Origin of the sequence: Bartonella sp. HY328 (assembly GCF_025449335.1) — a bacterium.
GTDB lineage: Bacteria > Pseudomonadota > Alphaproteobacteria > Rhizobiales > Rhizobiaceae > HY038.
Genome location: NZ_CP104883.1, coordinates 1,128,017 through 1,150,938, shown reverse-complemented (window position 1 = coordinate 1,150,938; position 22,922 = coordinate 1,128,017). Strand labels below are relative to the sequence as shown.

General features: G+C 41.5%; 19 protein-coding genes. 5 read left to right on the top strand and 14 right to left on the bottom strand.

All coding sequences use genetic code 11. The features are described from left to right. Positions 1–40 precede the first annotated feature (40 nt). The 3 genes from N5852_RS04780 (at position 41) to N5852_RS04770 (ending at position 3,620) form a co-directional block, all read left to right on the top strand. Positions 41–949: an ABC transporter substrate-binding protein gene (locus N5852_RS04780; RefSeq protein WP_262099281.1), complete on the top strand. Its 909-nt coding sequence runs from the start codon at positions 41–43 to the stop codon at positions 947–949. Then, complete coding sequence (gene fhuB, locus N5852_RS04775) at positions 936–2,909, top strand: Fe(3+)-hydroxamate ABC transporter permease FhuB (protein WP_262099280.1); 1,974 nt, start codon at positions 936–938, stop codon at positions 2,907–2,909. Before N5852_RS04780 ends, fhuB begins: the two co-directional genes overlap by 14 nt. A 93-nt stretch (positions 2,910–3,002) precedes the next feature. Continuing rightward, entirely contained in the window at positions 3,003–3,620 is a 618-nt protein-coding gene (locus tag N5852_RS04770) for a MarC family protein (RefSeq protein ID WP_262099279.1), read from the top strand. A gap of 12 nt (positions 3,621–3,632) precedes the next feature. Here the strand turns inward: N5852_RS04770 and N5852_RS04765 are convergent, their stop codons facing one another. From N5852_RS04765 to N5852_RS04745, 5 genes are all read right to left on the bottom strand, one after another. Continuing rightward, entirely contained in the window at positions 3,633–3,773 is a 141-nt protein-coding gene (locus N5852_RS04765; protein WP_262099278.1) for a hypothetical protein, read from the bottom strand. After that, positions 3,766–3,924: a hypothetical protein gene (locus N5852_RS04760; protein ID WP_262099277.1), complete on the bottom strand. Its 159-nt coding sequence runs from the start codon at positions 3,922–3,924 to the stop codon at positions 3,766–3,768. The genes N5852_RS04765 and N5852_RS04760 overlap by 8 nt, the downstream gene beginning before the upstream one ends. 166 nt (positions 3,925–4,090) lie before the next feature. Beyond that, positions 4,091–4,876, bottom strand: coding sequence for an ATP12 family chaperone protein (locus N5852_RS04755; protein ID WP_262099276.1), 786 nt, complete (start codon positions 4,874–4,876; stop codon positions 4,091–4,093). Between the two features lie 61 nt (positions 4,877–4,937). Continuing rightward, positions 4,938–5,612: an HAD-IA family hydrolase gene (locus tag N5852_RS04750; protein WP_262099275.1), complete on the bottom strand. Its 675-nt coding sequence runs from the start codon at positions 5,610–5,612 to the stop codon at positions 4,938–4,940. After that, on the bottom strand, positions 5,612–6,601 hold the full coding sequence (locus N5852_RS04745; protein WP_182418910.1) for an RluA family pseudouridine synthase: 990 nt from the start codon (positions 6,599–6,601) through the stop codon (positions 5,612–5,614). The genes N5852_RS04750 and N5852_RS04745 overlap by 1 nt, the downstream gene beginning before the upstream one ends. 567 nt (positions 6,602–7,168) lie before the next feature. Between N5852_RS04745 and N5852_RS04740 the strand changes: the two genes are divergently transcribed. Beyond that, on the top strand, positions 7,169–8,956 hold the full coding sequence (locus N5852_RS04740; RefSeq protein WP_262099273.1) for a glucan ABC transporter ATP-binding protein/ permease: 1,788 nt from the start codon (positions 7,169–7,171) through the stop codon (positions 8,954–8,956). 102 nt (positions 8,957–9,058) lie between these two features. Here the strand turns inward: N5852_RS04740 and N5852_RS04735 are convergent, their stop codons facing one another. The 5 genes from N5852_RS04735 to N5852_RS04715 all read right to left on the bottom strand — a co-directional run bounded on the left by N5852_RS04735 (position 9,059) and on the right by N5852_RS04715 (position 14,153). After that, positions 9,059–9,769, bottom strand: coding sequence for an ABC transporter ATP-binding protein (locus tag N5852_RS04735; RefSeq protein WP_262099272.1), 711 nt, complete (start codon positions 9,767–9,769; stop codon positions 9,059–9,061). After that, positions 9,756–10,538 carry an ABC transporter ATP-binding protein gene (locus N5852_RS04730; RefSeq protein ID WP_262099271.1) on the bottom strand — a complete coding sequence of 261 codons (783 nt, stop codon included), beginning with the start codon at positions 10,536–10,538 and terminating at the stop codon, positions 9,756–9,758. The genes N5852_RS04735 and N5852_RS04730 overlap by 14 nt, the downstream gene beginning before the upstream one ends. Further along, positions 10,535–11,665 carry a branched-chain amino acid ABC transporter permease gene (locus tag N5852_RS04725; RefSeq protein WP_262099270.1) on the bottom strand — a complete coding sequence of 377 codons (1,131 nt, stop codon included), beginning with the start codon at positions 11,663–11,665 and terminating at the stop codon, positions 10,535–10,537. Before N5852_RS04725 ends, N5852_RS04730 begins: the two co-directional genes overlap by 4 nt. Then, the gene (locus N5852_RS04720; RefSeq protein ID WP_262099269.1) at positions 11,665–12,741 is read right to left on the bottom strand and encodes a branched-chain amino acid ABC transporter permease; all 1,077 of its coding nucleotides are present in this window, start codon (positions 12,739–12,741) and stop codon (positions 11,665–11,667) included. Before N5852_RS04720 ends, N5852_RS04725 begins: the two co-directional genes overlap by 1 nt. 278 nt (positions 12,742–13,019) lie before the next feature. Further along, on the bottom strand, positions 13,020–14,153 hold the full coding sequence (locus N5852_RS04715) for an ABC transporter substrate-binding protein (protein ID WP_262099688.1): 1,134 nt from the start codon (positions 14,151–14,153) through the stop codon (positions 13,020–13,022). A 447-nt stretch (positions 14,154–14,600) separates the two neighbouring features. Between N5852_RS04715 and N5852_RS04710 the strand changes: the two genes are divergently transcribed. After that, positions 14,601–15,095: a thermonuclease family protein gene (locus N5852_RS04710; protein ID WP_262099268.1), complete on the top strand. Its 495-nt coding sequence runs from the start codon at positions 14,601–14,603 to the stop codon at positions 15,093–15,095. A 243-nt stretch (positions 15,096–15,338) separates the two neighbouring features. On the opposite strand, the gene N5852_RS04705 is transcribed toward N5852_RS04710, so the two are convergent. The 4 genes from N5852_RS04705 to N5852_RS04690 all read right to left on the bottom strand — a co-directional run bounded on the left by N5852_RS04705 (position 15,339) and on the right by N5852_RS04690 (position 22,751). Then, a complete protein-coding gene (locus N5852_RS04705) occupies positions 15,339–15,797 on the bottom strand; it encodes an MliC family protein (protein ID WP_262099266.1) in 459 nt (152 codons plus the stop codon). Between the two features lie 145 nt (positions 15,798–15,942). Beyond that, on the bottom strand, positions 15,943–17,280 hold the full coding sequence (locus tag N5852_RS04700; protein ID WP_262099265.1) for a hypothetical protein: 1,338 nt from the start codon (positions 17,278–17,280) through the stop codon (positions 15,943–15,945). A gap of 274 nt (positions 17,281–17,554) precedes the next feature. After that, positions 17,555–19,969 (bottom strand): DNA topoisomerase (ATP-hydrolyzing) subunit B, encoded by a 2,415-nt coding sequence (gyrB, locus tag N5852_RS04695; RefSeq protein WP_371739829.1) that lies wholly within the window; start codon positions 19,967–19,969, stop codon positions 17,555–17,557. A 439-nt stretch (positions 19,970–20,408) separates the two neighbouring features. Beyond that, positions 20,409–22,751: a Tex family protein gene (locus N5852_RS04690; RefSeq protein WP_315973242.1), complete on the bottom strand. Its 2,343-nt coding sequence runs from the start codon at positions 22,749–22,751 to the stop codon at positions 20,409–20,411. Between the last annotated feature and the right edge of the window lie 171 nt (positions 22,752–22,922).

The following is a 22,922-nucleotide window of genomic DNA, read 5'->3' as shown; positions in this document are numbered from 1 at the left end:
AAAGCGCTTTTACCTCAACACGATGATATGGAAACACAATATGGAATTAAGCCGCCGACACTTTTTATCGCTGTCCTGCGCGGCTTTCTTTTCGAGCCATTTTAATATTACCCATAGCATTGCAGAAAATGCTGAATTGCAATATTGCCTTTCAGATATTGCAATAATCGACTGGGCTATGCTTGAAACCGCCCTAGCCATTGGTACAATACCTTTAGCTGCAACCGAATTGCGCCAATATAAAAAAATGCAAATTCAACCGCCTATACCAGACAGTGTAGCGGATATTGGTTTGCGCGGCAGTCCTAATTATGAACTCCTGCGTATTTTAGCCCCCAAACTCATTATCGCATCTAATTTTTATGAATATCAGCGTCCAACATTGGAAAAAATTGCACCAGTTTGGGCGCCAATAGTCTTTGGGCAAGGTCTTTCGCCCCGCCCAACCCTTACCAAAGCAACCTTAGAGCTGGGGCAACGCCTTGGCTGCTTTGAAAAGGCACGACAATTTATAAAGAACTATGACACATTTATTCAACAAAAGCGCATTCAATTTGCAAAATTATTACGGCGTGATTATTTCATTATAAATCTTGGCAATGGTCGTAATTTTCGTGCATTTGGTAATGACAGTATTTTTGGTGCAGCTTTCAAGGATATTGGTTTGAATAATGCTTGGGGCAGCGATACAAGCTATTCAGCCTATGCTCATATTGGCCTTGAAAAATTAGCTCAAAAACCTGATGCTGGAATTATTATTATTGGACCCACGGAACAACAAACCCTCCAAGCACTGCCTGACAATAAATTATGGAATGAATTGCCAGCAATCAAACAAGGTAATTTTGTTTTTTTGCCACCGCTTAATCATTTTGGCGCCCTGCCGACAGCACAACATTTTATTGCGCTTTTAGCAAAACACTGGTTCGAGGCTGATGGTGAAAAATAGAAAAATCATAATATTTTGGTCGGCATTATGTATTTTTGCAGCAATCATTACCTTGATGCACTTTTTAAATGCCTGGAATAGCTCAACCGACAATACGGATATGCAAAAATTACAGCATATCATTGCGCTTAATATGATTTTGCCCCGCAGCGCTATGGCTTTAATTTGCGGTGCTGGCCTTGCATTATCAGGGCTGCTTTTGCAACAAATATTGCGCAATCCCCTTGCTGAGCCAACTACTCTTGGCATCGCATCAGGTGCGCAGCTTGCTATGACTATCGGTATTTTATATATTCCTGCCGCTTGGTTAAGCCGCGAATGGCTAGCACTTATTGGTGCATTTAGTGCTATTTTATTGGTCTTACTGCTGAACCATAAAAGACGGCTTGAGCCTGCATCGGTTATTTTAAGTGGTATGATTATTTCATTAACCGCGACAGCTGCTTCAACTGCGCTTATTCTTGCCAATGGTGATTATGTTTTTTCCCTATTTGTTTGGGGGGGCGGCTCACTGGAGCAATTAAGTTGGACACCGTTTCTTTGGCTATCGGTAAAGATTATAATCGGCGCTATTTTTGCTAGTTTGCTATTACGCCCTTTGACATTATTTAATGTTGATGATGCTAATATGCGAAGCCTTGGCGTTTCCTTTTTAGCTATTCGATTGCTTGTGATTATGATGAGCGTGTCGATAGCCGCCTTTATTATCGCAGAAGTTGGCATATTAGGCTTTGTCGGCTTGGTAGGACCTGCTTTAGCACGGCTTTCGGGAGCAAGATCACTCAAACAAATGATGATTGCATCTCCAATCATTGGCGCAATTCTTTTATGGGCAACCGACAGCGTAACATATTTAATTCAAACCCTTACTCATACCGATATTCCTGTTGGCGCAGCCACGGCGTTACTCGGCGGCCCACTTTTATTATGGATGCTGCCAAAATTAAGAATGTTTGAGTGGCCAAACAGCCAAACTGGCGACATTGTTAGGCGTGCTCATCATCCTATTATTTTTATCGCCATACTCGTAATAATTTTGATGCTGGTCAGCCTCATTGCTTTGACTTTGGGGCGCGGACCACAAGGCATATTTGTGGCAACCGGCACGCTTTTTTATGATTTTATTGATTTACGCTTGGAGCGGCTGCTTTTTACAATGATTTCGGGCGCCTGTCTTGCGCTAGCTGGTGCATTATTGCAGCGCCTCACGGCCAATCCACTTGCCAGCCCTGAAATACTAGGAACCGGTCTTGGCGCAGGCGTCGGGCTTGCCCTTATTTTATTAACTATTGCAAGCCCAAGCCTTGCCCAACAATGGGGGGGCGCTGCCATTGGCGCATTTATTTCAATCCTATTTATTATGCTGTTGGCAATGCGTGGACAATTCGGCTCTGAAAAATTACTTTTAGCAGGCGTTGGTTTTGGCGCTATGGCAAGCTCTGTCTTGACCGCATTAATTGCGACAGGCACACCGCAAGGTTATGCTTTGTTAGGTTGGTTAAGTGGTACGACGACGCAAGCAACTAGCTGGGGAATTGCCTTCGCCGCCTTTATACTTGTTGTAGCTCTTATCATTATATTTGCTCTATCTCGCTGGATAACCATTTTGCCGCTAGGTGATGTTGCAATGCGTAGCTTAGGCCTTCCAAATGGTTTGGTACGCGCGATAATTGTCCTTACCGCCACAAGCTTAACAGCGATAGGCTCTTTAATGATTGGGCCATTAAGCTTTGTTGGCCTGATTGCCCCCCATATTGCTCGTTATTATGGTATTAATGGAACACGCAGTTTTATGATTGCTTCAGCTTTATTAGGTGCAGTGATTATGGCAATAACCGATTGGCTATCACGCATAATAGCGTTTCCTTATAATTTACCGCCCGGGCTTTTTGCTTCGCTGATTGGTGGATTTTGTCTTATCTTAATTTTATCGAAACGCTCTAAAAATGCCAAAGTGTAAAAATATTTGGAATGTTTATAATAAAATTTCAACTAGATGCATTATGCATTTTAGTGCATAAGAAAAACCACAGAGCATTTAAGCGAAGCAGCAATGATTGAGATTCTAAATACATTAATTACACTATTGGTAACGATCGATCCGCCCGGTCTCATTCCAATCTTTTTGTCGCTTAGTGTCGGCATGAATGGTAAGGAACAAAAGCAAACGGCTATCATTGCTGCAACAATTGCCTTTGTGATATTGGCATTTTTTGCCCTTGTTGGTACGCAGATTATCACAACCCTAGGTATATCGCTTGGTGCTTTTAGAATAGCTGGTGGTATTTTGCTATTTTTCATCGCCTTTGAAATGATTTTTGAAAAACGCACCGAACGCAAGGAAAAAACCGCCGCAATCATTATTACCAAGGATCACATTACCAATATTGCTGCATTTCCCCTTGCTATGCCGATGATTGCTGGCCCTGGCGTTATTTCAGCAACCATTTTGATGGCTGGCAATAATCCCGGCTGGAGTGGTAAAGCGATCACCCTTGGCGTGCTTTTCATCGCAGTTTTATGCTGCTATTTTTTCATGCGCCTTTCACCAGCAATTGATCGTTTAATTGGTGTTGCTGGTCGCTCCATCGTTACCCGCTTGTTCGGGCTACTCCTCGCAGCCCTAGCTGTCCAACTCGTGGCCGATGGTATAAAATCGCTGTTTTTATGAACTTAAAAACAATTAAAAGCTATTGATGATGCTCATACCAATATTGGTTGATTTATCCATAGAGATCAAGGCATCAATACCTTGTTCTAAGGTGATAAACTGACCAGTGAGTTGTTGTGGTTTGATCGTTCCAGCCAAAATCATATCAAGCATAGCATCCTAACGCCAAGCCTGCATGCCAATCAAGGCGACAAACACCTGTTGCCTTAACGGCGATAACCACACTATTATCATGTGGTGTTGGATCAGGTAAATTGACTATTTGTGGCCTTTGCATAAAAGCATCATAAAAAATAGCTTTCATAAATTTCTCCCCAAAAACTTATTGGACTTTTAAAATTAGAGCGCATTTCGATCTGATTAGATCAGATCGGCGCTCTAATCCATTGTTTACACCGCGTTTTTGGCCGAAAACCGCTTCACACTTTTTTCAAAAAACGCTCTAATACAAAGGTCACTAAAATCAGATTTTATTTTAATGCCGCAAGCACTGCAGATGCCGCATAAAATTCGGCTTCTCGGTTAGAGCGCCGCATCATCGCTTCTTCATCCTCACCCCATTGCTCATTCGTCCAATCTTCATCGAGATGAGCAATCCTCCAACCATTTTCGACAGTTAAATGACCATCATTTATCGCAAAAGCAATCAATGCTGAACCAGACAAAGTTGTTAACATATGAAGGGCGGCCAATTCGAAAGGCTTATCTAAATAGTTTTGTAAATAGCTGCGAATTGCCCAACTTGAATTATCAGACTGGGGAATAAACATTACCCCCTCACCTAAGGTAAAGCGGGTGGTTAAGCGTGTTTCAGCCCAATCAAGTATAGGATCCCATAATTTTTGTTGCCGCTCCACCAATTCCACAGGTGCGGATGCACGGTAAAAAAGTAAATCAGAAAGACCAAAGCGTAATAGATCTTCAACGACCGGCTCACTATCTTCGGCTATGCCATCGATAACCGTATTAGCAAGACGAGTGATTGGCATTTTGGCTGGATCAATCACGTCAACCTGCGCATTAAATTCTTGCGCGATTAAATCTGCCAATGCTTGATTTGGAAGCTCTAAAATTTTACGGGCGGGCGTTTTGACCGAACGACCATCAAGACGTATTTCAACACCATTTTCGCTCGTTAAGCTTTCAGCCTTTTCATAAAAACGTTTGGGCAATTTATGTTTCATTTTTTCCTGAGCTGACACCATTGGGTCTTTTTCATCATCCCAAGGCTCTATGTCGGTAAAAACATTACGCATAATTTTATTCCTATATTTTGGTCATCTAGCTCATAAGCACTTTATATCAAAAGTGCTATTTTTATGATAGCAATTTCAGCAAGTCCAATGGTTGCTTCAACAATGAATCTGCACCAGCCTTTAACAATTGTTCAGCCTTGTGATAGCCCCAATCAACACCTATAGCTTTGGCGCCTGCTGCCTTTGCCATTTGCATATCATAAATTGCATCGCCAACAACAAGGGTGCATTCTGGTGTAACACCAGTTTCATCGCAACATTCAAGCACCATCGCAGGATGCGGCTTTGACGGACATTCATCGGCACAGCGGCTAGCAACAAAGCAGTTAAATCCTTGCTCAGCCATCACCATATCAACGCCGCGCCTTGATTTGCCGGTCACCATGCCAAGGATAATATTATCCATAGATGACAGCTGTTTTAACAATTCGCTAATGCCTGAATATAAAAGCTCACATACCCGATTTTTATCGCGCAAGCGATTGAAATGCTGTTTGTAACAAGCTGTCATCTCATCGGCTGGAACTGTTACATTACTTGATATTCCAACACCTTGCGCCAATCTTGTAATAGCAATTGGCAGCGACAGACCAATGATCGATTTTATTGCTGCATCACTTGGTACAGGAAAATTAAAATCCTCAAAAGCATTCACCATGCAATTTTTGATGGTTGAGAAACTGTCAATTAAAGTGCCATCACAATCAAAAAGCACAAGGCGTAAATCATTTGGCATTATTCATTACCATCTTCTTCATCAAGCCCAAGAAGATTGAATGTCTGTACCATATGGGGTGGCAATGGCGCGCTAACGTCAATCATGCCACCAGCAGGATTTGGAATACGAATGCGGCGCGCATGAAGATGCAACCGGTTTTGAATACCACCAGGGAAAACCCAATTTTGATCCGCATAAAAATATTTTGAATCGCCTAAAATCGGATTATCCATAAAAGCCGCATGCACGCGCAATTGGTGAGTACGTCCCGTAAACGGCTCCATCTCCAACCATGAAATATCGCGGCCTACCGTTTCAATAACTCGGTAATAAGAAACCGCGTGATCGGAATCAGGCTCGCCATGTTCGCAAACCCGCATACGGTCGCCATCGGGAGTTGTTTCACGCACCAGCCAAGTTGAAATTTTATCTTGGCGGCGGCGTGGCACACCACGCACAATCGCCCAGTAGGTCTTTTTAGTTTCACGCTCACGAAAAGCTGCCGTTAAGCTTTGAGCGGCGCTACGTGTACGGGCAACAACCAAAACCCCAGAGGTATCACGGTCAATACGGTGAACAAGGCGCGGTTTTTCACCTTTTTTATTGCGCCAAGCCTCAAGCATGCCATCAACATGGCGTGCAACACCTGAGCCGCCCTGCACTGCAAGTCCAGATGGTTTATTAAATACATAAACCTTTGGGTCTTCATAAATGAGCATTTGCGCTAAAACATCACCATCATTTTGCCCACGTATGGTTTTACCAGTTAACGGACCAGAGGCTTTTTCATCAACGCTTAATGGTGGCACACGCATGGTTTGCCCAGCATTAAGACGGGTATCAGATTTAACCCGCCCGCCATCCAAGCGGATTTGCCCAGAACGCAAAAGCTTTTGCAATGCACCAAAACCCAAGCCAGGATAATGAACCTTAAACCAACGATCAAGCCGCATGCCCGCTTCATCATTTTCAACAGTTTTTAACTCAACCGTTTTCTGTCCGGTCATGCGCTTATCTCCTTGCCCAATGGCAGTCGTATCTTCTTTGCACCTTAATGCAATATTACCACTATCAAATGCAATATATATTTGCTTTTCCGCATCTTTTAGCTAAATTTTCTAGAATCAGCATCATCAAAGTAATGCCAATCCATCAAAATGCATCGTCATCATGATAGTTTGGTGAAAACCTTTAAATCACATTTTGTTTTTAATTGTATCCAAGTCTTACTAATTTCAAGAACAAAACCGTGCTTTTTATCTGACTAAATTTGCATTTAAATCGATTAGTTAAGCACATTAGCGCGCAATTAAAACAATAAAAATCATTAAATACCAATATGTTACCAAAATGGTGTAGTTCCATCATCCCACTAATTTGAAAATTAGAAAACTTTCTGTTTGATCGATAGGTTTTTTTTAAATAAATTTTAACATTTTTTAAAAAACTAATTATCACGACTGGTTACAATGCGATTCCAAAAGTGGCTTTCCCTGACACATATTAGTCATTAGGGCATGAAATAAGGCAAAGAGAATTTAATTTCTAGCTATATTTTATGGAGCACGAATACCGTGTCAATATTTCAAACTTATATGCGTGCGCTTTCCTATCTTGGCGGAGAAAAAAAATCGGCTATATCGATTTGTCTAGCCAATGTTATTTTGTCGATAATTGTTATCGCCGAACCTATTTTATTTGGCCGCATCATCGGTGCCATTGCTGATAAGGGTGATGTTTTCACTAATCTTAGCCTATGGGTTGGCTTTGGTATTTTTAATATTGTTGCTTATGTACTCGTTGCGCGCGGAGCCGACCGCTTGGCCCATCGCTTGCGCCTTGATACTTTAACAAAATCCTATGAGCGTATCATTGCTATGCCACTATCTTGGCATCAGGGGCGCGGTACCTCTAGCGCTTTGCATACACTTATTCGCGCGACAGATTCACTTTCTGCCATTTGGCTTGAATTTATGCGCCAACATCTTTCAACTATTGTTGTTCTAGTTATGTTGGTACCAACTGCGCTGTCAATGGATTGGCGTTTGACTATGGTGCTTGCTGTACTAGGCGTTGTATATGTGATGATTGCTCGCTTGGTTATGAAAAAGACCAAGGACGGACAAGAAGCTATTGAACATCACCACCATACATTATTTGAACATGTTTCAGATTCAATTTCCAACGTATCGGTTGTTCAAGGCTATAACCGCATTCAAGCAGAATCTAAAGCATTGCGTCAGCATACAGAGAGTTTACTTGGCGCCCAATATCCCGTTCTAAATTGGTGGGCTTTAGCAAGTGGCTTAAATCGTATGGCGTCCACTATTTCTATGGTAGTTGTACTTCTACTTGGCGCCGTACTTGTATCACGCGGCCAAATGGTTGTTGGCAATGTTGTTGCCTTTGTTGGCTTTGCACAATTGATGATTGGTCGTCTTGATCAAATCACTGCCTTTATCAACCTTGCAGTATCTTCACGCGCTAAGCTTGATGAATTTTATGAAATGGAAGATTCAACCATTGCCCAAGCAGAGCCACAAAATCTACCAGCATTGGAAAATGTAAAAGGCTTCGTTAAGTTTGATCATGTAACCTTTGAATTTGCTAATTCTGGCCAGGGCGTTTATGATGTTTGCTTTGAAGCAAAAGCTGGACAAACCGTTGCCATCGTTGGTCCAACAGGGGCAGGTAAAACCACTTTGATCAACCTTTTACAACGGGTATATGATCCAGCAGTTGGTAATATTTCTATCGATGGTACTGATACGCGTAAAATTTCACGCGATTCATTGCGTAAATGTCTTGCCACTGTTTTCCAAGATGCTGGGCTATTTAACCGTTCAATCCTTGAAAACATCGGCATTGGTAAGCAAGGTGCTAGCGTTAAAGAAATTGAAGATGCCGCTAAAAGCGCTGCTGCCCATGATTTTATTTTGGTAAAGGGCAATGGCTATCAGGCCAAAGTTGGTGAACGTGGCTCACGTCTTTCAGGTGGTGAACGTCAACGCCTTGCAATTGCCCGCGCTGTTTTAAAGAATGCACCTATTTTGGTACTTGATGAAGCAACAAGTGCCTTAGACGTTGAAACCGAAGCTAAAGTTAAAGATGCCATTGATCAGGTTAGCCGTGACCGCACAACTTTTGTGATTGCTCACCGCCTATCAACAGTACGCAATGCTGATCTTGTTCTTTTCATGGATCAGGGGCGCATTATTGAACAAGGCTCATTCCGTGAGCTTTCACTAAAAGGTGGCCGGTTCACCCAATTACTACGTGCGGGCGGCTTAACTATAGAACAAGAAATGCCTGATAATTATTCGGGCAATGTTACAAAATTTCCAAACCGCGAAGTTGCTTAAGACTTATTTAAAGGCAGATTGTCAGTTTAAGTAATATAAAAGGGAGGCTTTAAGCCTCCCTTTTTAATTAAGATAAATAAGAGCAATGCAAAGCTTGATGATTTAGCCACCAAGATAAGCTTGTTTTATGCTTGGATCTTCCAATAAAGCTTTCCCTTCGCCTTCCTTGATAATATTACCAACTTCAAGAATATAAGCATGATGGGCAATAGATAAAGCTGCATTGGCATTTTGCTCAATTAACAAAACAGTTTTACCCATTTTATTAATCTTTAAAATGATTGAAAAAATTTCTTGAACCAAAATTGGCGCGAGCCCCAAGGAAGGCTCATCCAGCATAACAAGATCGGGATTGCTCATCAAAGCACGCCCCACTGCAAGCATTTGCTGTTCACCACCCGACATTGTGCCGCCAAGCTGTTTGGAACGCTCACGCAGCCTTGGGAACAGGTCAAAAACCCATTCAATATCTTGCTTAATACCCGCTTTATCATTGCGAATATATGCACCTAGCTCCAAATTTTCTAAAACGGTTAAATGCGGCATAATTCGCCGGCCTTCAGGGCTTAACGCAATACCTTTTCGAATAACCAATTCAGGCGGCAACCCAAGAATTTGTTCACCCTTGTATAATATTTCGCCACTTACACTGCGATTTAAACCAGCGATTGAGCGAACAGTTGAGCTTTTGCCTGCACCATTAGCGCCGATTAAAGTAACGATACTGCCATGTTTGATTTTTAAGGAAATACCATGCACTGCCTTAATCGCACCATAACGTACATGAAGGTCTTTAATTTCAAGAATTGACATGAATTTCACCACCTAAATAGGCTTCAATTACTTTTGGATTATTACGAATATCCAGTGGAAGGCCATCGGCAATACACGTGCCATATTCAAGCACCCAAATATGCTCACAAAGCTTCATAACCACATGCATATCATGCTCAATAAGCAGGATGGTGAGATTGAAATCATCGCGAATTTTAGCAATAAAATGGCGCAATTCTTCACTTTCTTGCGGGTTCATACCTGCTGCAGGTTCATCAAGCAATAAAAGCTTGGGATTGGTGGCAAGGGCCCGAGCAATTTCTAAACTTCTTTGGGCGCCATAGGGCAAGGACGTCGCAGGCTGATCAGCAAGATGCGCTAGATTAACCCTTTCCAATAATTCCATACATTGGTTTTTTACTGCTTTTTCTTCGCGCAGTGCTTTTGGCCATAAAAATGCTGCCGAAAACCAAGCCGATTTTTGGCGTAAATGGGCACCAACCATAACATTTTGCAAAACAGTCAACCCAGAAAACAACCGAATATTTTGAAATGTACGGGCAATATGGCGTTTGCAAACCTTATCAGCTGGAAGCCCCGAAACCTTTTGACCTTCGAGAAGAATTTTACCGCTTGTCGGCGTATAAAAGCCCGAAATCATATTAAATAGGGTTGTTTTGCCAGCGCCATTAGGGCCGATAATACCAGAAATCGAACCGCGTTTTATATTTGCTTCAACACCATTTACCGCAGTTAGGCCACCAAAGCGCATGGTGACTTTATCAAGAGTTAGGATTGTGTCACTCATTGGCCTTCTCCATGCTTTTTAGCTTTTGTGTTACGACCAACTATAAAGAACCAAACCCGCTTTATTAAAGAAAGCGCATTATTCCATGTAAACTCATTTTGCCCTAATAATCCACGTCGCCAAAATAAAATAATAGCCATTAATAAAACGGAAAACACCACCATACGCAGGCCGGGTATACCGGGTATATTGATAAAGCTAAGATCAATGCTAGCATTAGGAAAACCAGGAATGTGGACAACGCCTGGGGAGAACGGATTTTCAACAATTCGCAATTTCTCAAGCAAGTATGTAATAATCACTGAACCGACAATACTGCCAGTAATAGAGCCAAGACCACCTGCAACAACAATCATCAAAATGTTGAAAGTCAGCAAGAAGTTAAACATTTTAGGATCAATGGTGGAAATAAGCGCCGCCATAAGCGCACCGCCAACCCCAGCAAAAAAAGCACCAATCGTAAAGGATGCTGAACGATAGAAAAATGTATTGACGCCCATGGTCTTCGCAGCAATTTCATCATCGCGAATAGAACGCAAGACATTGCCTGTATTGGAGCGCAACAACAAAACGACAAAAATAACGGTGAAGGCAAGCCAGCCATAATTCCACCAAAGTGTCGCTTCTTGAGGTATGCCTTTAATACCAAGAGAGCCATTAGTTATTGGGGTAGCATTAGTAATCACTACGCGAATAATTTCAGCAAAACCTAGTGTTGCAATACCTAGATAATCACCACCAAGCCGTAATACGGGTAATGCAATGACAAGCCCGATAATGGCAGCACAAAAGCCCCCTGCAATTACCGCAAAGAAAAAGGGCAAATGGGCATTTTGCAAGGGGCCAAACATTGGCTCCAAAATCCACATTATTTCCTTTTGCTCAGGTGACAATAATAAAATGGCGCAAACATAAGCACCAATTGCCATAAAACCAGCATGCCCTAAAGAAAACATGCCAGTAAACCCATAAATCAAATTGAGCGAAACCGCTAATATAGCATTAATGGCGATAAGGTTAAGAATACGCAATTGATAGCCATCAAAATGTCTTTCAGCATAAAAGAGAAAACTAATAAGACATAGGCAAGCAAATAAAGAAAGGATAACTTGAGTTGATCGTGACATCAAATTTTCTCCTGACTTTTCTTGCCCATAATACCTGTTGGCATAACCAGCAAAATGAGGATAAGCAAAATAAAGGCAAACGCGTCGCGATAGCCAGACAATTCAGGGAAAAATGCAATGATCATAATTTCGATAAAGCCAAGTAAAAGTCCACCCAGCATTGCACCTTGAATAGAGCCAATACCACCAATCACTGCAGCAATAAAGGCTTTAAGCCCCGGAACAATGCCCATATATGGATGGATTTGCGGATAACGCAATGCCCACATAATACCGGCAATAGCAGCAAGTGCGGAACCAAGACCAAAAGTAAAAGCGATAATCTTATTAACAGATACACCCATTAAACGCGTGGTCTCGATATCGCGCGAGATGGCACGCATAGCAAGCCCAGGTTTGGTTTTATTAATGATAAACAGCAAAGCGATAACTAAAACAACCGTAACAATGGGTACAATAATTGCCATTGGCACAATACGAATAATTCCGCTGGCGCCTTCGCCATATTGCCATAAAATTGGCTTGGCGATTATTTCAGGTTGCTTAACAGCTTTAGGCACCCCACTAAAAAGCACTGTTGCCAAATTTTCGATCAAAAAGGACATACCAATTGCACTGATGAGAGCTGAAATTCTTGGCGCATCGCGCAATGGCTTATAGGCCACACGGTCAACGGTAATACCAGCCGCACTGGTGACAAAGACAGAAAAACAAACAGCTAAAATCCAAATTGGTGTAAAGTCTTGAGGTGCAATAAAACCGTAATAAATAAGAGCGATAAAGAGAACAAAACTAAATAACAGCCAATAGATTTTCGGTCTTTGCCTAAATCCGACAAAGACCGAATAATAAACCATAAATGCCAGTAAAATCAGCAAAACAGCAAGCCACGCCGGCATAAAACTAATGGTTGAAAAAAAGACAAAATAAGCGCCCAACATAAAAATATCGCCATGGGCGAAATTGATAAGGCGCAAAATACCATAAACCATGGTATAACCTATGGCAATAAGCCCATATAGCGAACCAAGCGCCAAAGCATTAAAAAAATGCTGGATGAACATTTCTGTGCTCATCTCATTCCCTTCTTTGATCAAATCAGCCTTGCTGATTTATTGTACATCGCAACTCTCTTAAACAGCCACTTTAAGTGCACCTCGATTTAAGTGAATTTTCAATGATTTACTAATTTTACATATCATTAAAAATTTTTTATGACGAGCTATCATCAAACCGGCCCATTGTCATTAAACTAGCAAAATCGTTTGCATAATTTAAAAATAAAAAATTTTTAATTACAGGCAAATTTTAAGAGTAAATGGGCATCAGCTTTTTACCAATGCCCAAACTAATATTAAAGCGCAGGCTTAACTTCACCAAGATAGGTGCGCTTGCCATCTTTAATTTCAATTACACCGATTGGAATTTCAGGATTATGACCACTATCCATAGTCATTGGTCCAAAAGGTGTCTGGAAATCTTTAAGTTTTTCAAGCTCTGCTGTAATCATTTCGCGATCATCACTGCCAGCCTTTTCTATCGCTTCTATGAACATCATATAGGATGTATAGCCAAGAACAGCATTCACATTAGGTTCTTTATTGGGGAAAGTTGCTCGCCATGCAGTGGTAAACTCTTTGGCAGCTTCCGGCATATTTGGCATATTTTCATCATAAGGAAATGTCGTATGTAAGAAACCTTCAGCTGCTTCACCACCAATAGTTACTGTTTCTGGATTATCCATTGCATCGCCGCCCATGATGCGGAATGTCGCACCAAGCTCACGGGCTTGCTTCATGATGATTGCACCTTCAGCAAAATAGGCAGGGATAAAAAGAACATCAGGCTCTTGTGCGATAATTTGGGTTAAAGCTGCAGAAAAATCCTGATCCCCCGAATTATAGTTTAAGTTAGCGACAACATCACCGCCCTGCTTCTTGAAAGATGAGTTAAAATAATTAGCAAGACCTATTGCATAATCATTAGAAACATCTTTTAAAATTGCGGCTTTCTTCGCATGTAAGGATTGGATTGCATAAGTTGCAGCTCCTGCGCCTTGATAAGGATCTATAAAGCTGGCACGGAAGTAATATTTTTTACCTTGTGTTACCAATGGATTGGTTGCTGATGTTGCGATAGAAGGTGTTTTAGCCTGTTCTGAAACTTCACCGCCCGCAAGCGCCAATGAAGAACCATAGGTGCCAATAATACCGGTAACCTTGTCACTCGCTGTTAAACGCATAACCGCATTAGCCGCTTCAACCTTATCGGATTTATTATCGACAATAATCAATTCTACAGGACGGCCTAAAACTTCTGACTTTATCTTATTGGCGAGCTGGACGCCCTCAAGCTCTAGCTGGCCGCCAAATGCATTTTGCCCAGTAAGCGGCAAATAAACACCAATCTTAATTGGATCTGCGGCAAAAGCATTAGCCGACATGGCAACAACGGCAATCGTTGTCGCAAGAATTTTTTTTATCATAATAAACTTCCCCTTATCCTTTGCTCAATATTGATGCATAATTAACAAGTCAACCTTATGAAATTCACTATTAAACACACAAAGGCAAGCATAATAGACCATCAAATATAGCTGCTTTACGCTCAACCAATGAGTGCTATATTCCGTCTAAACGTGTTTATCTTTGCTAATTTTGCATTACATCTTTAGCAAAATAAACACATTACCAGCGGATATATTTTCAGTTTAATCCTACCAAAATCCTATATTTTTTAGCAATTTCACATTCCTGACACAAGCGTTAAAATCCACATATCCAAAACCTTTAGCCATTTGCACCGCAAAATGAGCCAAACTAACTCGTAATTCCACCCGAAGCTTAAATATTAGTTAGTTATATAATTTTAATATATACACATATTAAATTAAATGAGACTAAGTGGCTTACTCAAAGTCCAACAGGTTTTCTAAATGCGTTTTTTTATTTTTGTATTTTTTATGGTTTTTGCCAATCCACTTATAGCAGGTGAAATAATTTCAGGCCGCGCATCGGTTATTGATGGCGATACAATAGATATTCATGGTACAAGAATTCGCATTTGGGGCATTGATGCCCCAGAAAGCAATCAATTATGCAGCAATACCAACGGACAAGATTACCTTTGCGGACAAAAAGCATCCTTGGCTTTGGCCGATTGGCTTAACAAGTCCCAACCAATCCAGTGCGAAATACAATATAAGGATAAATATAAGCGCTTTGTAGCACAATGTACGAGGGCCGACAAACAAGATATTGGCAAATACATGGTCGGCAAAGGCTTTGCCCTTGATTGGCCGCGCTATTCAAAAGGCTATTATAATAAAGTACAAGAAAGTGCCAAGCAAAAGAAAATAGGAATGTGGCAGGGACATTTTATTGAGCCGTGGCAATGGCGTTGGAATAATAAATCTCACAAAATCAATTAAAAGATGCTTATACTTATTAAAGATTTAGATTGCTTTATTATTCTTCAAACGATTAAAAATCGCGCCCCATAGGCTTTTACCTTAATGAAAAAAAACCTTCATTGAATTTAAAGGATATGTGATAACTATATATTGTGATAGTTTAGTCTTTAACGAACAGCAAAAGCACATTAAAACGGCCCTATACCGAATGGAATAGAGCCGTTTTTCATATGTGATAAAATTTATATCACTAACAATAATTTATTCGCCCGTTTCATTGGCATCTTCTAGGCAAGCAATTGGCTTTTTCTGTTCAGTATCATCGATGATATTATAAAGGCTAACTTCGCCCTCATTTTCCCACCAAATATATTGGTCGCCAGCATATTTAGCACCGCTAGCAGCAAGAACATTGGCCGCAACAATTGTTTTGTCACTAAAATCAAGTTGTACGAGCGAAATATCATTAGCATTGATATAAGTCGCCACCACATCTTGATCGCCGCATTTATATTTCACTTTTTCTGAAGAAAAGTCATCGCTACCGGTTACCGAAATGGTAACACCAGAAGATGCCACTTCAATGTCTGCTGTACTATCAGCATCGTCTGCCGCAGGAACAGTGATCGATACACCCGGCGCCGTTACTGAAACGCTCTCAGCAAAAGCATTAGGCACCAAAGAAAAAAATGTAAGAGCCGCAACAAGATGTAATTTCATGATTTTGCCTCGCAATTGATTAAATGCCAATTATAAGAATAAAATATGACATATTTAAAGCGAAACACAAAAGAAACTCGGTTTGGACGACCAAAATCTGCAGAAATATGATTTTGGTCAACCATGCCATCTTAATAGTATTCTATTATTTTAAGCCAACAAGATAATTAAAGATCGATTCACGAATAGTGTCATAGGCAATATCACCGGCAAGCCCAGTGAAATATTCACTTGCCTTTGAAACGCCGCCGCGCAAGCTATGATAATAAAGCACGTAGGTCTTATCTTTGTACCCAATAACCGAGACAAAAAACAATGTTGGATGATCAGGATTATTTTTTTCGACAATCTTATATTGATAGGAACGCGCCATAATCCCAGCTTCTGCAAAGCCTGGAATTGAATTGCGCCCGATAAAATCATATTTGATATTATTGTCAGCGTTATCGGTCTGTGATGATGGCGGCGTTACAGCAGCACCCGATGCGCCATCAGTATTTTGCTCTGAATTATTCGCCTTTACTTTATTGGTATTTAATTGCGATGAGACATAAATTTCTGCAAAAATATCAGCTTGACGGCGGAAACTTTCTTCACTTTCTGGCTCACTTGCTTTGTTAATCCATAAAAATAAATGACTAAAAATTTCGTCATTTTGTAATTTTTGTAAAAAATGGAACTCATACGGCAATATCTTGCGCTTGGAGTTATCAACAACGACATCAAGCCCCTTAGGATAAGTCAAAACAAGCGTATCACCGTCAAGATCGACAGCTAAATTTTGCATCAAATTGTCATCGATAGCATTTGGCTTACCATCAGCCATTACAAGATTAGACGTAAAATAGGAAACAGCCTTGCGTAAAGTATCTACTGCTGACTTTTGCTGCTGAGGCTCTCCATCAAGGGGCGTTGAAAAGAAATGTGCAATTAAAACATCGCCGCGCGCATAACAATAGCCAAATTCTGCCTTACTAGCGACTTTATTGTCACCATCAAATTGAACGCCAAAAAGCTCTGCTTCTGCTAACTTATCCTTGGCAACAGAATGAAAAATGAAGTAACCATTTTGTTGCATTTGCCATTGACACGTCCGCAATGCTGCAGGGGCATAGCGTAATTTATAAGAAAAAATATTATCTTCAATTGCAACGCCATCTTGGCTAAAACTAACCTTGCCAAGTGGGAGCACCCGGCCAATTTGCCCTTCCTCAACCACTTGGTCTTCATAGTTATTTAGTGTCAACTGTGCACCTTTTGGCACAATAGTTTCAAAATTCAGTTTAGGACTTTTAAAGTCAAAAACCTTTCGCTCTAACCCTAGCATTTCTGTCTGCTGAGGAGATAATCGAAGGGCTTCAAATAAATGCTCGCTTTTTTGTGCCATTGCCGCTTGAGCAGAAAAACTTAAACCCAGAACCAAAGCTGCTTTACCTACCAAGCGCTTTGCTGCCAAAAAACTCTTAAACCTAGAATCAACCATTGTAATCGAGCCATGCTCCATTTTACTAAAAATATGAAGTCCCTATAGGTGCAGCTTTATATTAAAACTGCCTTAACCAATCAGCATTTTTATAAAAATAATTGCTAATATCTCGTTTTTTCTCTGTAAAAGATAAAAACGCCTTCTTTATGGTCACTATCATCATAGAATTTTTCCGCCAAATTCAGCAGACTATTTAAACCAGTTTACTCCATCAAAAAAAACGCTGGTTGAAAGATCCAACCAGCGCCAAAAAAGTCAATATCATCAACCTCTAAACATCAAGATTAGCAACATTAAGAGCATTTTCTTGAATAAAATCACGACGAGGTTCCACTTCATCGCCCATCAAGCGCGAAAACAGTGAATCTGCTTCTGTTGCATCACTCACCTTAACTTGCAATAAAGTGCGTGCATCAGGATCAAGAGTTGTTTCCCATAATTGCTCGGCATTCATTTCACCAAGACCTTTATAGCGCTGCAATGAAAGCCCTTTGCGACCACTTGCAAAAATACTTTCAAGCAAATTATTAGCACTAGTGACAGTTTCAACCTTATCTTTACGCGAAAGTTTTGCTGGCTCGCCATAAACTTCATTTAATTGGCTTGAAAAACGATTAATCTGACGTGCATCAGCCGAGCCAATAAGCGCCATATCGACAAAGGCGACATCCTTAACACCGCGCAAGGTACGCTCAAAGCGCAAGCCACCATCATCCATGACATGGCCGCTCCAACCACGTTCCATATCTTCAGCAATAAGATCAAGACGGCTTGCTACCTTATCGGCAGCAATCTGTGCAAGCTCATTATTGGCAACCGCATCAGGATTAAGAACCCCGGCAATGGCTGCTTGCTCAACAACAGAGCGGTCATAGCGCGTATGTAAACCATTTAAATATTGGCGCAGTTGGCGGGCTTCTTCAGCCAATTGACGCAAATCTTGACCACGGCGGACTTCACCGGAATGCAATTCCAATGAGCATTCATCAAGTCCTGAATCAATCAAAAATTCTTCAAAGGCGGACTCATTTTTGATATATTGCGATGATTTACCGCGCGTTACCTTATAAAGCGGCGGTTGTGCAATATAAATATTACCACGTTCAATAAGTTCAGGCATCTGCCGGAAGAAAAACGTTAGCAACAAAGTACGAATATGCGCACCATCAACGTCCGCATCGGTCATGATAATAATTTTGTGATAGCGCAATTTATCCGCGTTAAATTCGTCCTTGCCAATAGACGTACCAAGGGCAGTGATGAGCGTTCCAATCATATCTGATGACAGCATACGGTCAAACCGTGCGCGTTCAACGTTCAAAATCTTACCACGCAATGGCAAAATAGCCTGATTTTTCCGCGAACGACCACTTTTAGCAGAACCACCAGCCGAGTCACCCTCAACGATGAAGATTTCAGATTTGGCAGGATCACGTTCTTGGCAATCGGCAAGTTTACCAGGCAGTGACGAAATATCGAGCGCACCTTTACGGCGGGTTAGCTCACGTGCTTTACGAGCAGCTTCACGTGCTGCCGCAGCCTCAACCACCTTACCGATTAATATTTTGGCTTCGGTTGGATGTTCTTCTAGCCAACTTGCCAAAGCTTCATTAACAAGGCTTTCAACAACAGGACGAACTTCTGAGGAAACTAACTTATCTTTAGTTTGCGATGAAAACTTAGGATCTGGTACCTTAACCGACAAAACAGCAGTTAAACCTTCGCGGCAATCATCACCGGTAAGCTGAACTTTTTCTCGTTTAGCTATGCCAGAACTTTCGGCATAGCCATTCACCTGACGGGTTAAAGCACCACGGAAACCAGCCAAATGGGTACCACCATCACGCTGAGGAATATTATTCGTAAAGCACAAAACCTTTTCGTGGTAAGAATTATTCCACCACATAGCAACTTCCACGGTCATACCGTCTTTTTCACTGCTAATATAAATTGGCTCGCTAATCAAAGGTGTTTTTGTCTGATCGATATACTTTACAAACTCAATCAAACCACCATCATAATGCAATTCTTCTTCACGATGATCCGCGTGACGGCGGTCAGCGAGGAAAATACGTACACCTGAATTCAAGAACGCAAGTTCGCGCAAACGGCGCTCAAGTGTATCAAAATCAAACTCAACTTTGGTAAAAGTTTCAGTGCTTGGTAAAAAAGTTACAGCCGTACCAGTAGCTTCTCCTGCGTCCCCTACAATTGCCAATGGCCCATCTGCAACGCCATGGGTAAAGGTCATTTCATGAATTTTACCTGCACGCTTAATGCTTAGTTTCAGATAGACCGACAAAGCATTAACAACGGAAACACCAACACCATGCAAACCACCAGAAACCTTATAAGAATTCTGGTCAAATTTACCACCGGCATGCAATTGCGTCATAATAACTTCAGCAGCAGAAACACCTTCACCAGTGTGAATATCAGTTGGAATACCGCGGCCATTATCAGTTACTGTGCAAGAACCATCGGCGTTAAGCGTTACAGTCACCAAGTCTGCGTAACCAGCCAAGGCCTCATCAATCGCATTATCTACAACTTCATACACCATATGGTGTAAACCCGAACCATCATCGGTATCACCAATATACATGCCGGGGCGTTTACGCACCGCATCAAGGCCTTTTAAAACCTTGATTGAATCCGCGCCATATTCGGCGTTATTCTCTGGCATTGTTGCGTCACTCATGAACTGATCCATTTTAAAAACCGCAGATTGGAATGTGTAAGTTTGCCAACAAAATACAAGATAAACAATTACCTTTGCTATTTTTGCCGCACACCAAAAATGCAAGAGCTTCCCCTTGCAAATAAATACACTTTCCAAAAGCGTAAAGTTGAGGATTAAATATCAATCATTGAAATTTACAATCAATCACATATTTGAATCCGAATCGAGAAAATCTAATCTAATATGTATAAGGCAAGTGCGTTGAATTTCCAAATAAATGCCGGTCTTTTTACGTGGATATTGATTAAATTTAACAAATAAATACCAATTATCGACACATTGCTTTTTATACATTTTTATCGCAAAAAAACACGCAAAGCGATGTACAAATTTTACTACCATAATCATTTAGATATTTATGGCAGTAAAATATCTGTATTGGCTATTTCTTGCGCTTCATGGCATCAAGGAGTGCTGCACCAAATGCGCCGCCGCTAGCACTTTCTTGCGGCTTAGCGCGATTTGCTTTAGCTTTACCTTGGTTATTCGCATTGGCTTGACGCGGAGCAGCTTGGTTGCTTGTGCTATGATTATTACGCGATTGCGCAGCACCGCTACCTGGATTTTCTTTACGCATAGAAAGCGAAATGCGCTTGCGTGGTGCATCCACTTCCAAAACCTTTACCTTAACAATATCGCCAGCCTTAACCACTTCATGAGGGTCTTTAACAAACCGATCGGCAATTTCAGAAATATGCACGAGGCCATCTTGATGCACGCCAATATCAACAAAAGCACCAAAGGCAGCCACATTGGTAACCGTACCTTCAAGCTCCATACCAACTTTTAAATCCTTGATATCTTCAATACCATCGGTAAAGCTTGCAGTTTTAAACTCTGGGCGCGGATCGCGACCCGGCTTTTCCAGTTCTGATAAGATATCCCGAATAGTTGGCAAACCAAAACGCCCTGACACAAATTCACGCGGATCAATATTCTTTAACGCTGCACTATCACCCATAAGATCACGGACATCACGCCCACAAGATGCTACAATTTTACGTGCCACATCATAGGCTTCGGGATGCACGCTAGATGCATCAAGCGGTTCACTGCCATCACGAATACGCAAAAAGCCAGCGCATTGTTCAAATGCTTTTGCACCAAGGCGCGCTACATCCAACAAGCCTTTGCGGCTTTTAAATGGGCCGTTTTGATCGCGATGGGCAACGACCGCTTCCGCCAAGGATTTGCCAAGACCTGAAACCCGTGAAAGGAGTGGAGCTGATGCGGTATTTAGATCAACACCAACACCATTCACCGCATCTTCAACCACCCCATCAAGCGAATGCGCCAATTGGAATTGGTCAACATCATGCTGATACTGACCAACACCGATGGATTTTGGTTCAATTTTTACAAGCTCTGCCAATGGGTCTTGCAAACGCCGTGCGATAGAGACTGCACCGCGCAATGACACATCAAGCTCTGGAAATTCACGCGCAGCAAGTTCAGATGCGGAATAAACCGATGCACCAGCTTCTGACACAATAACCTTAATTGGCTTAGGCTCTGGTACATCTTTAAGAAGATCATTAACCAGCTTTTCTGTTTCGCGGCTTCCAGTACCGTTGCCAATGGCAATCAGTTCCGCCTTATGACGCATAAGTAATGCGCCCAACACTGCTTTTGAACCAGTAATGTCATTACGAGGCTGGAAAGGATAAATAGTTGCCGTTTCAAGCAATTTGCCCGTTTTGTCAATAACGGCAACCTTAACGCCTGTACGGATACCCGGATCAAGCCCAATCGTGGTGCGCGAACCGGCAGGAGCTGCCAAAAGCAAATCTTTTAAATTACGGGCAAAAACATCAATCGCTTCTTGGTCAGCACGTTCACGCATTTCGCGCATAAGATCTAGCCCTAAGGATAGTGACAGTTTTACCCGCCAAGCCCAACCTGCAACATCCATCAGGAATAAATCACCCGGCAGGTTTGAACCGATTTCATAGGCTTTTGCAATTAGTCTTTGCGCCGGCTTTATTGGTGCTGGATCATCAATATCAAGTTCTAAATCAAGAGCTAGAATATCTTCATTGCGGCCGCGCAACATTGCCAAAGCACGGTGGCCTGGCACAGTTGCCCAGCGTTCGCTATGGTCAAAATAATCGGCAAATTTTGCACCGTCATTCTGCTTACCATCAACAACCTTGGCGTGAAGAACACTATGATCTTTCATATATTGGCGTAAGATTCCCAGTAGATCAGCATTTTCTGACATATTTTCCGCAATAATATCGCGCGCACCTTCAAGAGCAGATTTAGTATCTGCAACCTTATCATTAATATAGGACTTCGCTAAAACTTCTGGTGATTTATCGCGGTTATTAAAAATATCATCAACTAGGGGCGCCAAACCATTTTCGCGGGCAATTTGCGCCCGTGTGCGGCGTTTTGGCTTATAGGGCAGATAGACATCTTCAAGCTCTGACTTAGTGGTGATGGCAGCAATCTTATTGCGCAAATCATCCGTTAGCTTTCCTTGTGTTTCTATGCTTTGTAAAATAGTCGATCGGCGACTTTCAAGCTCACGCAAATAGGTTAATCGCTCACCAAGTAAACGCAATTGCGTATCATCAAGACCACCAGTTACTTCCTTACGATAGCGTGCGATAAAGGGAATTGTTGCTCCTTCATCAATCAATGCAATAGCAGCATCCACTTGCTCGCGGCGGGCATTAACTTCGGTGGAAATAATTTTAGCGATATCAAATACTTGACTCATAGCTGGGTTATTATTTTGCGAAACACTCATTGTCATCAAACACTAATTCACTTTTTAAATTTTATTTCGAAATTGTTTTTAACTTCTAATACCTTTTAACACTTAAGGAAAGCATTAGACTTGAATTTTTGGTTCATTTTTAAAAACTTGCTCAACATCTTTTATCACTAA

Excerpts from the sequence above, each read along its gene's own strand:
- N5852_RS04780 (WP_262099281.1), top strand. The coding sequence starts at position 41 with ATGGAATTAAGCCGCCGACACTTTTTATCGCTGTCCTGCGCGGCTTTC.
- fhuB (WP_262099280.1), top strand. The coding sequence starts at position 936 with ATGGTGAAAAATAGAAAAATCATAATATTTTGGTCGGCATTATGTATT.
- N5852_RS04770 (WP_262099279.1), top strand. The coding sequence starts at position 3,003 with ATGATTGAGATTCTAAATACATTAATTACACTATTGGTAACGATCGAT.
- N5852_RS04765 (WP_262099278.1), bottom strand. The coding sequence starts at position 3,773 with ATGCTTGATATGATTTTGGCTGGAACGATCAAACCACAACAACTCACT.
- N5852_RS04760 (WP_262099277.1), bottom strand. The coding sequence starts at position 3,924 with ATGAAAGCTATTTTTTATGATGCTTTTATGCAAAGGCCACAAATAGTC.
- N5852_RS04755 (WP_262099276.1), bottom strand. The coding sequence starts at position 4,876 with ATGCGTAATGTTTTTACCGACATAGAGCCTTGGGATGATGAAAAAGAC.
- N5852_RS04750 (WP_262099275.1), bottom strand. The coding sequence starts at position 5,612 with ATGCCAAATGATTTACGCCTTGTGCTTTTTGATTGTGATGGCACTTTA.
- N5852_RS04745 (WP_182418910.1), bottom strand. The coding sequence starts at position 6,601 with ATGACCGGACAGAAAACGGTTGAGTTAAAAACTGTTGAAAATGATGAA.
- N5852_RS04735 (WP_262099272.1), bottom strand. The coding sequence starts at position 9,769 with ATGTCAATTCTTGAAATTAAAGACCTTCATGTACGTTATGGTGCGATT.
- N5852_RS04730 (WP_262099271.1), bottom strand. The coding sequence starts at position 10,538 with ATGAGTGACACAATCCTAACTCTTGATAAAGTCACCATGCGCTTTGGT.
- N5852_RS04725 (WP_262099270.1), bottom strand. The coding sequence starts at position 11,665 with ATGTCACGATCAACTCAAGTTATCCTTTCTTTATTTGCTTGCCTATGT.
- N5852_RS04720 (WP_262099269.1), bottom strand. The coding sequence starts at position 12,741 with ATGAGCACAGAAATGTTCATCCAGCATTTTTTTAATGCTTTGGCGCTT.
- N5852_RS04710 (WP_262099268.1), top strand. The coding sequence starts at position 14,601 with ATGCGTTTTTTTATTTTTGTATTTTTTATGGTTTTTGCCAATCCACTT.
- N5852_RS04705 (WP_262099266.1), bottom strand. The coding sequence starts at position 15,797 with ATGAAATTACATCTTGTTGCGGCTCTTACATTTTTTTCTTTGGTGCCT.
- N5852_RS04700 (WP_262099265.1), bottom strand. The coding sequence starts at position 17,280 with ATGGTTGATTCTAGGTTTAAGAGTTTTTTGGCAGCAAAGCGCTTGGTA.
- gyrB (WP_371739829.1), bottom strand. The coding sequence starts at position 19,969 with ATGCCAGAGAATAACGCCGAATATGGCGCGGATTCAATCAAGGTTTTA.
- N5852_RS04690 (WP_315973242.1), bottom strand. The coding sequence starts at position 22,751 with ATGAGTCAAGTATTTGATATCGCTAAAATTATTTCCACCGAAGTTAAT.